The organism is Candidatus Uabimicrobium amorphum, from assembly GCF_009002475.1.
Classification (GTDB): Bacteria; Planctomycetota; Uabimicrobiia; order Uabimicrobiales; family Uabimicrobiaceae; genus Uabimicrobium; species Uabimicrobium amorphum.
The window spans coordinates 5,448,412-5,460,237 of the sequence record NZ_AP019860.1; the positions used below are offsets into that span (position 1 = coordinate 5,448,412).

Genomic DNA, 11,826 nt, shown 5'->3' on the forward strand with positions numbered 1-11,826 from the left:
GTCATGTCTAAAAATAAAAAAATACTTGTCTTGGCAATGTCCAGCATTGTATTTTTCATCTTGCTACTGGAGATATCTTTGCGCGTAGTACTGGGATTTCCTATTGAAAATAAGGTAGATCATCCTATTTTAGGTCATACCATTCGCCTAAGTTATCCATCGATTGACGCTGACGGATTTCGTAATCCTAAGGTGTTAAAGCAAGCAGATATTGTTACCATCGGTGACTCTCATACGTATGGACAAAACGCCACATCTTTAGATACATGGCCACAACAATTGGGAAAGCTTACCAATCAAACCGTTTATAATTTGGGGATAGGTGGTTATGGAATTTTACAGTATTACTACCTTTTAGATCGAGCGATCGAAATGAAGCCAAAAACAATCGTAGTTGGGTTGTTGTTTACCAATGATTTTTCGGATATTTTGCAGATGGTTACGCGGTCTGAGCATTGGCAAAAATGGTGCAAAAAAAATAAAGAACCTATATTACAGGTCATGTCTTCAAACGATACAAAAAAGTACAAAAAGAAAAAATCATCGTGGATAAAACACACGGCTGTTTCTTATTTGTTTGATGATATTATTCGACCAAATATACTGCGTAAGATTTTCCCTAAAAAAGAAAAGGCTTTTGTTACTAAAGACGAAAAAAATACGAAAAAATTTAAATATAAGCGTTTAAAGGCGGTGGCCCAGTACATGGACTTAAAAAGGCCTGCGATCAAAGAAGCATACCTCTTAGCTAAAAAATTACTTTTAAAAATGAAGCAAAAATGTGACGAAAAAAATATTCGTTTTGTTGTGCTTATGATTCCCACCGCAGAATATGTTTTTCACGATTACTTGATCGAAAGAAAATATTCACTCCCTGAAAAATACCAAGAACTGGTTTCTAATGAAAAAGTGATTGTAAATGATATCAGCTCATACTTTGAAAAAAATGGCATAGAACACGTGACTATTTTAAATGAATTGAAGCATGCATTAGAAACAACAGGAAAATTATATCCAACAGAAGGCGATGCGCACCCCGTTGCTGCAGGGTATGAAGTATACGCACGTGGGGTATATGAGAAATTTTTTAAGAAATAAGGGTCTTACGAAAATAGATACCACGGGTTATAACTCATTAAACGAATTTATGTTCGTCTATTTTATGTCAGGGAATATGCGTTGAAAAAACTGCCTTTGAAAAAGAAAATACTATTTACTTTTTTTGTTGTTTTATTTACTTTTGTTTGTCTAGAGATCGTAGCTAGAATTGCTGAGAGCTTTATTTCATCAGAAGCGACGCAACAAATAAGTATCATGAAGGAAAATCCAAACAATACCGGGTCCTACCGTGTAAAAGAAAATTTACACATCGTTTATAATAATCGCTTTACCATTAAAACAAACTCTCATGGGATGGCGTGGTTTGAGGTGAAGAAAACGAAAAGACAAGGTGTAAAAAGAATCGCTTTTTTGGGGGATTCCTTTACGTTTGGTCAATGGGCTGATAATTTTGAACGCAGTTTCGTCGGCATTTTTGCCAAAGGTATATCGCAATTTAAAAGTTATGAAGCGTTAAACTTTGGTGTGGGAGGGTATGGCTTTCCCGATATGTTTTTGCTTCTTCAGGAGAAGGTGATGCTTTTTTCTCCTGACTATGTTGTTATATGCACGTTTAATGGAAATGACTTTCGCGACACATATCTAGGTTTAAATAAATATAATATTATCAACGGCAGTTGCCATTGGGATGAAAAAAATACCGCAAAAAAATTAGGATACACATACCGGGCAAAGAGAAAAAGATTTCGCAAAAACTTTGCGTTATACCGTTTGCATCGTTTGTATAAGAAAAGACGAAGTCGTCTTGAGTCACAATCTATATTTTTTGACACTTTGAAAGTGGGTCGTAAATTTACATATCAAAGCTTTTGGTCGCAAAAACCGTATTCACAAATTGCGAATAAAGCAAAAGAGGAAAGTCTCTCTTATCTTTTAAAAATTTACCAGTTTTTACAAAAAAGAAACATAGAGCTATTGATCGTTTCCATCCCATTTGAAAGACAAATTTATACAAAAAAACTTGTAGGACCAGATTATGACTTGAGCTATCCTCAAAAATTCATTGAGAAGTGGAGTCAACCCCGTAGTATCAAATATTTAGATTTAATGCCCGCAATAAGAGAAATTGCGTGGAAGGAAAAAAAGAGATTATATCTTTCTGGAGATAACCACTTTAATAATTTAGGACATGAAGCTGCAGGGAAAAAAATAGCAGAGTGGTTCATAAAAGAAGTGGTACAAAAATAAATATTATTGGAAACAGGAATTTACGATGTTTAATTATCTTAACATAAGCCTAGCTATCATCTTTATTGGCTTATTGGTTTGCTATATGATTTATCGGCATAAATTACTATACCACTTTGGTGTGGTTGACAAATATAAACTGTATCGCAGTGGTACTTTGTCAGAAAAAGGACTAAAAGCTGTTCATGCAAAATGTAAGCTAAAAACGATCGTTAGTTTGCGTCGTGAATATGAGTGTACTTTTGAATGGTATGAAAAACAGAAGAACTTTTGTAAACAGAATAACATCGATTTTGTTGAAATTCGCATGGACAAGAATGATCCACCTAAGGACGATCAAGCACAACAATTTATAGATATTGCATTTGATGAAAAGAGACAGCCGGTTCTTGTCCATTGTGAGGCAGGTGCTATCCGTACCGCTACAATGGTTCTGGTATATTTAAAAAATAAATATCCTCATCGTAGCAATGAAGAGTTAGTAAAAGAGATTTCTTTTTTCGGACATCCCTATACGAAAAAAAGACGGGAAAGAATCAAAGAGTTTTTATTTTCCTACGAACCAAATGTATAAAATTTGTGCAAAAAAACATGAATTGTATATCACACCAAACAACTTTCGTAAATCTGTTTGAGCCTCTATATGTATCAGGAGGCTCAAACAGATTTGCTTTACACACCTAATCTATAAAGCGATACTGGTGTCTTTTCGAAAAAGTACATCTTGGATAAACCACAGTTACGAATAAAAACTTACGACATGTTTGGTGCTAACCATTTACGCATTTCTTGTAAATCCATATCTTTGCGTTTTGCGTAGTCCTGTAGTTGGTCTTCTCCTATTTTACCTACGGCAAAGTAACGTGATTGTGGATGTGAGAAATACAGGCCACAGACCGAAGATGCTGGGTACATAGCTAAGTTTTCTGTTAAATTGATTTGCGTTTCTTGTGGTGCGGAAAGCAATTCGAAAAGCTTAGGTTTTTCTGTGTGGTCAGGGCATGCCGGATATCCTGGTGCCGGACGAATTCCTTGATACTTTTCCTTGATCATTTCCTCATTGCTCAGGTCTTCCGCTGCACTATAACCCCAATATTCTTTACGCACCAGTTCGTGCATCTTTTCCGCAAACGCTTCGGCAAGACGATCGGCGAGCGCTTTGACCATAATGGAGTTGTAGTCATCTTGTTCAGCGTCGAATTTCGCAATCAATTTTTCAATTTCAATACCAGCAGTAACAGCAAAGAAACCGATATAATCATTGACACCGTTGTCTTTTGGTGCGATAAAATCTGCCAACGCATAGTTTGGTTGACCTGGTTGTTTTTGTGTTTGTTGACGCAGAGTATGAAATGTGTGTATCACATTTTCTCGCGTATCATCGCTGTACACTTCAATATCATCACCAACACTGCTCGCGGGATAAAAACCTACGACACCATTGGCCACAAGTAACTTTTCGTCAATAATTTGTTGTAAAAGTTTTTGTGCATCATGAAAAAGTTTGGTGGCTTCTTCACCCAATTTGGGATCTTCCAAAATACGTGGGTAGCGCCCTTTGAGTTGCCAAGTAATGAAAAAAGGTGTCCAGTCGATGCGTTCGGCAATTTCTTGTAAAGAGAACTCTGGAAATGTCTTATTTCCGATAAAACTTGGTTTTTGTACTTGTGTCCATTCGGCATTAAATTTATTGTCGCGCGCTTCGGAAATGGACAGGAGCTTTTTACTTACTTTCTTGCTTTCGTATTCTTCACGACATTTGCGGTATTCTTCTTTTATATCGGTGACATAAGCCTCTTTATTTTCCGTGCTCATCAGCTTACTTAAAACGTCTACACTGCGTGAGGCATCGCTAACGTGAATGACAGGACCAGAGTATTGTGTGCATATTTTTACCGCAGTATGTTTTTTCGAAGTTGTTGCACCACCAATTAGTAGCGGTAGGGAAAAATTTTGACGTTCCATTTCAGCGGCAACACTGACCATTTCATCCAGTGAAGGAGTAATGAGACCACTGAGACCTATAATGTCGGCGTTTTCTTTACGGGCAGCCTCTAGTATTTTATCACTGGGAACCATCACTCCAAGGTCAACAATTTCATAGTTATTGCACCCCATGACGACCCCAACAATGTTTTTACCTATGTCGTGGACATCGCCTTTTACCGTGGCCATAATTATTTTACCTGCGGAGCTTTGCCCAGACTCTTTTTCTTCTTCAATATAAGGGGTGAGGTACGCTACGGCTTTTTTCATTACCCGAGCACTTTTTACGACCTGTGGTAAGAACATTTTTCCTTCACCAAATAAATCACCTACAATGTTCATGCCGTCCATCAATGGGCCTTCGATTACTTTGATCGGACGCTGGTATTTTTGTCGCGCTTCTTCCACATCCTTGTCGATATGTGTGACAATTCCTTTGATTAAAGAATGACTTAGACGTTTCTCAACACTCCATTCACGCCATTCTTCCGCAGCTTTTTCACTTTTCTTGTCTGACTTAACGGTTTGCGCAAAGTCTAACAATCTTTCGGTCGCGTCATCGCGGCGATTGAGAAGAACATCTTCGATGAGTTCCAGTAACTGCTTGTCAATATCTTCATAAACAGTGATCATACCGGCGTTGACGATTCCCATGTCAAGTCCTGCGCGAATCGCATGATATAAGAAAGCCGAGTGCATAGCCTCGCGTACTGGGTTGTTACCGCGAAATGAAAAGGAAACGTTACTAATTCCACCACTGACAAGTGCATGTGGTAGGTTTTCCTTAATCCATTTTGTGGCTTCGATAAAGGTAACTCCGTAATTGTTGTGCTCTTCAATCCCTGTACCCACAGTAAGTATGTTCGGATCAAATATGATATCTTGTGCGGGGAAGTTTACTTTTTCCGTAAGAATTTTGTAAGCGCGTTCGCAGATTTCTATCTTACGTTCGGTGGTGTCGGCTTGTCCTTTTTCATCAAAAGCCATGACGACAACAGCGGCTCCATATTTGCGCAGAGTTTTTGCTTGTTGAATGAAGGGCTCTTCTCCCTCTTTAAGGCTAATGGAGTTAACGATGGACTTTCCTTGCAGGCATTTTAACCCGGCTTCAAGCACTTCCCATTTCGAGGAGTCTATCATGACGGGAACCCTGGCAATCTCAGGTTCAGAACCGATTAAGTTCAAGAATTGTGTCATCACTTTCTTGGAGTCGAGAAGACCTTCGTCCATGTTGATATCGATGATCTGTGCACCGTTTTCTACTTGTTGCAAGGCAATGGCAACTGCTTTTTCATAGTTCTCTGCTTTGATGGCTTTGGCAAAACGACTCGACCCAGTAATGTTTGTTCTCTCACCAACGTTGATGAAGTTGGTGTCTTCGCGAACGATGAGAGATTCCAAACCACTGAATGAGGAGCGCTTTTTTATTTCTGGGATCTTGCGCGGCGGCATTTCTGCGATTGCCGCAATACTTTGGATGTGATTATTGGTTGTTCCGCAACATCCTCCGACGACATTAATTAAATTACTCTGTGCATATTCTTGTAACACCTCGCGCATGAATTCAGGAGTTTCATCGTATTCTCCCATCTCATTAGGGTAACCTGCATTGGGATAACAACTAATATAGCAATCGGCGATTTTGGCAAGTTCCGCTACGTATGGGCGCATTGCTTCTGTTCCCAAAGCACAGTTGAGCCCGATAACTAGTGGTTTTGCATGTGCTACGGAGTTCCAGAATGCCTCAATGGTTTGCCCAGAGAGTACGCGTCCACTTTTGTCGATGATTGTACCGGAAATCATAATGGGAACGCGGACATTGTGTTCTTCAAAGTAATCCTCAATAGCGTAAATGGCAGCTTTAGCATTTAATGTATCGAATATGGTTTCAATGAGTAGAACATCCACTTTGCCGTCCATAAGCCCGCGAGTTTGTTCTCTATATGCCGCAACAAGTTCATCGAAAGTGACATTGCGTTTTCCTGGATCGTTGACATCAGGAGAAATAGAAGCGGTACGCGTTGTGGGACCAAGTGCCCCGGCGACATAACGTGGCTTTTCTGGATTTTGTGCGGTAAATTCGTCGGCAACTTTGCGTGCGATTTGCGCCGAGTGTAAGTTGATGTCATATACCATTTCTTCGAGTTTGAAATCGGCTTGGGATACGATATTGCCACTAAAAGTGTTGGTCTCAATGATATCGGCACCAGCAGTTAGATATTTGCGATGAATTTCTTCGATAATGTCTGGGCGTATAATGGAAAGTAAATCGTTATTGTTGAGTAAATCATGTGGATGATCAGCGAATTGTTCTCCGCGGTAATCTTGTTCTTTGAGTTTATAAGCTTGAATCATCGTTCCCATTGCGCCATCAATAATGAGTATGCGCTCTTTGAGTAACTCTTCTATTGCAGGTTTTGTGTGCATAGAAATCCCCTTCTACGGTTTTGTGAATAGATATAAGGTGTTTGTGAAAAATATTAGGCGTATTACAGATCAAGGTGGAGGTTTATTTGTCAGAGGAGTGCTGTCACTCCTGAAATAGAGAAAGGGAGTAAAAATGTTGAATTTTTTATTCCTAATTCGTTGGTTGGTATGTAGTTGTCAGACAATATGGTCAGTAGTTTTGATTAGCGTAACGTATGCGCAGCGATTTGTCAACTGAAACTTGTTTTTCGTATTACTTTTTTTAGGTATTCTTCTCCATATTGGTGCCCTCACCATCGTGTTGCTGTTTCAGCTGCGCTGAAATCAACAAAACTCATGCCTCTCCCACAGGAGAGGCATAACGCGTCTTAGTTTGTGTACATTGTTTTATAGAGTGCGACCAAATATGATTGACAACTAGTATCGTTCGCTTGGATTTCGTCACAAATTAATGACGGTGGATTCCTAAACAAAAGCCCCATACTCCGGCTGAGGCGCACAACATACCAGAATATAAAAAAATGGTGTTTATAGAAATATATTCGGCAAGTATTCCTGTCAAAGAAGTGGAGAGAGCCGTTGTCCCGATGACGCACATATAAATAATACTAAAAACACGACCGTGAAGTTCGCGGGGTATATTTTGTTGTATTAGAGTGGTACGTGATACGGTGACCATCGGAATAAATATTGAATGAATGAACAATGTGATCGCAGTTTGGCGAAATGTTGTGGCAAAAAATAGAGGGCAATGTGTTAGGCCATCAAATATCAGTCCCCACAACAGCACTTTTCCCATGTGTTTTGCATTGCGGCTTATCCATGCCATGATCGGTACGCCTATAATAATTCCTCCGGCAAGAGAGGCTTCTGCCCATGCATAGTGAGAAACATCTAAATGTAGAGCTTCTTTCACAAATATAGGTATTCCTACGATTGCTGGTCCCATGAGAAATAGATTATTGAATACCGTAATGATAATTACGGCGCGTATGAGAGGTGTTTGCCAAACATAATTTAGTCCCTCTTTCATGTCTTGCAAAGCTGTTGTTTCTCTTTTTGCTATGCTCTTCTGTTGCGGAGCGATGCACGAAATTGCGATAAAAGATATAAGGTAGGTGACGGCATCGGCGGTGAATAGATGTATTTCACCCACGTAGTGAAGAAGAAGCGCTCCTAGAGCAGGCCCGAGAAGTACAGCAAATTGCCATGAAGTTTGAATGATGGTATTGGCAAAACCCAACTCTTCTTCGTTGGCAATTTCGGGAATAAGAGCATCGCGTGCCGGAAAGAACAGCGTGGTTGCTGCGGCAGTTAAAAACGTAATTACCGCGAGAAAGTAAATATTTAGTTGACCAAAAAAATAGCAAATGGGAATAAGAATTACCAAAAAGAAACGCAGTACATCCATTAGTCTCATGATATTGCGTTTGCAAAAACGATCCACCACCGCACCTGCGGGAATGCTAAAAAATAGCGATGGCAAAAACGACGCCATCGCCATGATTCCAGTGATTGTTTTTGATCCCGTCAACTCTAGTACGATCCACAACAAACCAATGCGAAAGATGCTATTTCCCGATTGCGAAATAACTTGTCCTAGAAACAGAAAAGTGATGTTGCGGTTTGCCAAAATTTTCATACATTTTACTCGATTACTAGGGTAACGGGGCAGTGGTCAGATCCGGTGATTTGTGGCCAAGTTTTGGATTCTTTTACTTGTGGAACAAGACTTTGCGAGACGACAAAATAATCAATGCGCCACCCCACATTTCTCTCGCGCGCTTGGTTTTGGTAGCTCCACCACGTGTAGTGACCACCTTCGCTGGTAAAAAGGCGAAATGTATCGACAAAGCCCGCCTGGATAAAATTGTCAAAGCCGCTGCGTTCTTCTGTGGTAAAACCAGCATTCTTGGTGTTGGTTTTTGGGCGCGCAAGGTCTACTTCTTGGTGCGCAACGTTCATGTCACCGCAAAATACAACGGGCTTTTTTTCTTCCAGTTTCTTTAGGTATTTTAAGAAGTCGGCATCCCATACTTGTCGATAATCAAGACGTGTTAGTTTGCGTTGGGCGTTGGGAACGTACACTGTTACAAGGTAAAACGTTTCAAATTCACAGGCAATAACCCTGCCTTCGTTATCGTGCTGTTCTATGCCGATGTCGTTTTGTACGGAGATGGGTTGCTGTTTACTAAAAATAGCGGTACCCGCATAACCTTTTTTCTCTGCCATATTCCAATATTTGTGAGGATAATTGTCTAGTTCAAGTTGCACTTGATCTGGGGAACTGAGTTTTGTTTCTTGTAAACATATTACGTCGGGGTTTTGTTCATGAATTGCATTGTATAAGCCTTCGTTTTTTACTGCGGCGCGAATTCCGTTGACATTCCAAGACATTATTTTCATTAGTTTTTCTCCAAAACTTTGTTGACTTCTTTCCATACCATGCGCGAAAATCCCTGGCGCGTTTTACACGATTTAAATTTGCTGACAACTCCTGAGGGGGTTGTAATGTGTATTGTCGTCAGTATATACTGGGGTTCCATGGATTTTACCCAAATTTGACAGTTTTCTTCTATGTCTTGCAAGAAACGGTCCTGTAACCACTGTGGAGAGAACCAGTTGGCGAAGTAACTGTAGCGATCATCGCTAATTTGTAGTGGGTAGCGTTCATAAAACATTTTCCAAAACGCATCGTCTTGGTAAGGGGCGTTTTGGGTAAATTCATCCCACTTCTGTTGTGTAAAATGTGCGAAGTGCAATTGCAAAAAATCAAAAAAAGTTTTCCAGCCAATCGCGAGAATAAGTCCGTGTAATTCATCACTTATGCTCACTTCTTCTAGCTGGTAACATTTGTGTTGTTCCGGTAAAATGTCACAATAGTATTGACGCTTTTCTTTTACCGCAAAGGAAAATTTCTGCGCAAAGTCATTTACGCTTTTTTCTTGGATAAAAGTATCTACCCGGCGAAAACTATGGTCGCGTTTGCGATATTCATCTAAGGTGGTATACAGTGAAAAACCCACTTCACGAAATTCTTGTCTAGGAAAGAAATGATAACGGACATAGTCGTCGAGTTGCTTGTTATCTACTATGGCGATGAGTTTTTGTTGCATAATTTCACTACGGTGGATGCGCATGGCGACAAGATAGCCATTTTGTTTTTGATTTTTAGTACGTCCTGCGAAGTAGGCGGCATTTCCTCCTTCTCCTGACGCTGGTTCTTTGGAAAGACAACACACATTTTCTTTTGTTATTTCTAAAATCCACGGGTCGGTTGTTGCGGCTTTCACACCGGTTTTTTTTATGTTTTTTATATGTTCTTCTACAGTTCCATGAAAAAATATCATTATTCCACCCTAAACTTGAATTCTTTGCCTGAAATTTGTGCTTCTATGTAATCGTCGTACTTTTCGGGATTTTCAAACATAGCAGTGAGCATTTTTGCCATTTTCGAGGCCAAAAGACCATCCATAAAGCGATGGTCGAATGTGCAACATAAATTCAAACGCTTGCGAACTTCTATTTGATCGTCGTCGTTGACAACCGGTTTTTTATATATACTTCCCACCGCGATTTGTCCAGGAGTTCTACCAATGTGAGTTAGAGGAACAAATACCAGTTGCATTCCCAGGGTTCCTACCGAAGTCACCATAATACTTCCCATGGCGTCTTTGGGTACACCCAACCATGATAAATTGAAATTCCAGTCGTACTGTAACCAGTTGAGAAATTTTACGAGAGTAGGCATCATACGCCACGGAATAATACCAAAACGCGATTGGCTCTTGCGCATAGGATGATTTTTTGAGGAGCGTACTTTTTCTGTTTTGCGTATAACACTTTCCGCAAACTGTGTAAGACTTTTTTCATGAGCATTTTTAATACAAATGCCGACAAGCTCTGTTTCTGCGTCTTCCATGGCCACTTGAAAAAAAATATCGACGTTTTCGCGTAAATATATTTTTTGTCGCGCGATCATTCCGTTTAGTTGCGGGTAACGATCGAGTGTCAGGGCAATAATGCGACCAACAAGATGGTTAATGGTTACTTTTACATTGAGTTTTTCACGCATTTGTTGGATGTAGCGCAGTGCATTTTCACAATCAAGTTCCAACACCGCATATACTTGCGGATCACCTACTTTCCCCCAATTCCCCATGGATAACTTACGAAAATTAGAAGGATTTTTTAAAGGTTTCATTTGTACATTTTTTAGCCCCATAATGTTCCTTTCTATTGGAAAATACGAAAACTCGATTGTATTCCGTAAAAAAATAGTATAAAATTAGTATCTTTTGGAAGAAGTCGAATAGAACCCCTGAAAAAACAGCTAAGGAGAATAACGATGGCTAATTTTAAACAACATTTACAATATGGCGTAGCTACGAGTTCTGTCGCATCCGTTGTGGCATACGCGCAGTTAGGTTTAGATCCCGTACAAAGTGGTGCCGCGTGTGTTATTGGCATTATCGCAAGCATTGCTCCCGACTTTGACCATCCTATTAGTACACCAGGAGATTTTTTGTTTAATTGTTTGGCCATTATTTTACCGCTGGCGATTATCGATCGCTATTTAAATACCAAAGCGTTACCCCTAGAAATGTGGATTTTATTTATGGCAGTTGGTTATTTGTTTGTCAAACATGTTTTGAAAACTATTTTCCATAAAATTACGGTCCACCGCGGCATGTTCCATAGTATACCGGCAATTATTTTGTGTGGCGAACTTATTTTTTTGTTGTTTGCGCATCTCGAAGTGCAGACGCGATTTGTGATTGCCGGTATAGGTATGTTGGGTTATCTTACGCATTTAGCTGCGGATGAAATATACTCCGTGGACTGGCAAGGAAATGCTTTGCGTTTGAAAAAATCATCAGGTTCCGCCTTAGATCTAGGGAATTTTCGCGAATATTCTACGTGGGTGACCTATGCATTGGTCATTGGTTTTGGAGTGCTTGTTTTCGAAGATAGCACAGCAATTCCCGTTATGGAACATATCAAGGATTATTTTTCTGCTTATACAAAGTAGGGTAAAAATTACAAAAATAATTAAAAAAAATGCCAAATTTTATTAGAATAGATGAATATTTCGGTTAGCATGTT

Annotated in this window: 9 protein-coding genes; 4 read left to right on the forward strand and 5 right to left on the reverse strand. The window is 39.7% G+C overall.

Annotated features, from left to right (window positions below; translation table 11 throughout):
* Positions 1-3 precede the first annotated feature (3 nt).
* The 3 genes from UABAM_RS19825 to UABAM_RS19835 all read left to right on the forward strand — a co-directional run bounded on the left by UABAM_RS19825 (position 4) and on the right by UABAM_RS19835 (position 2,881).
* Entirely contained in the window at positions 4-1,098 is a 1,095-nt protein-coding gene (locus UABAM_RS19825) for an SGNH/GDSL hydrolase family protein (protein ID WP_151969734.1), read from the forward strand.
* Between the two features lie 81 nt (positions 1,099-1,179).
* Positions 1,180-2,307, forward strand: coding sequence for an SGNH/GDSL hydrolase family protein (locus UABAM_RS19830; RefSeq protein WP_151969735.1), 1,128 nt, complete (start codon positions 1,180-1,182; stop codon positions 2,305-2,307).
* A gap of 25 nt (positions 2,308-2,332) precedes the next feature.
* Entirely contained in the window at positions 2,333-2,881 is a 549-nt protein-coding gene (locus UABAM_RS19835; RefSeq protein ID WP_151969736.1) for a fused DSP-PTPase phosphatase/NAD kinase-like protein, read from the forward strand.
* A 179-nt stretch (positions 2,882-3,060) separates the two neighbouring features.
* Here UABAM_RS19835 and metH read toward each other — a convergent pair whose 3' ends face one another.
* From metH to UABAM_RS19860, 5 genes are all read right to left on the reverse strand, one after another.
* Positions 3,061-6,720, reverse strand: coding sequence for a methionine synthase (gene metH, locus UABAM_RS19840; protein ID WP_151969737.1), 3,660 nt, complete (start codon positions 6,718-6,720; stop codon positions 3,061-3,063).
* A 448-nt stretch (positions 6,721-7,168) separates the two neighbouring features.
* Positions 7,169-8,362, reverse strand: a complete 1,194-nt coding sequence (locus UABAM_RS19845; protein ID WP_151969738.1) for an MFS transporter — start codon at positions 8,360-8,362, stop codon at positions 7,169-7,171.
* 5 nt (positions 8,363-8,367) lie between these two features.
* Positions 8,368-9,126: an exodeoxyribonuclease III gene (locus UABAM_RS19850; RefSeq protein WP_151969739.1), complete on the reverse strand. Its 759-nt coding sequence runs from the start codon at positions 9,124-9,126 to the stop codon at positions 8,368-8,370.
* Complete coding sequence (locus tag UABAM_RS19855; RefSeq protein WP_151969740.1) at positions 9,126-10,070, reverse strand: hypothetical protein; 945 nt, start codon at positions 10,068-10,070, stop codon at positions 9,126-9,128. The genes UABAM_RS19850 and UABAM_RS19855 overlap by 1 nt, the downstream gene beginning before the upstream one ends.
* On the reverse strand, positions 10,070-10,945 hold the full coding sequence (locus UABAM_RS19860) for a 2-oxo acid dehydrogenase subunit E2 (protein ID WP_151969741.1): 876 nt from the start codon (positions 10,943-10,945) through the stop codon (positions 10,070-10,072). The genes UABAM_RS19855 and UABAM_RS19860 overlap by 1 nt, the downstream gene beginning before the upstream one ends.
* Before the next feature lie 123 nt (positions 10,946-11,068).
* Between UABAM_RS19860 and UABAM_RS19865 the strand changes: the two genes are divergently transcribed.
* Complete coding sequence (locus tag UABAM_RS19865; RefSeq protein WP_151969742.1) at positions 11,069-11,752, forward strand: metal-dependent hydrolase; 684 nt, start codon at positions 11,069-11,071, stop codon at positions 11,750-11,752.
* The last annotated feature ends 74 nt before the right edge of the window (positions 11,753-11,826 follow it).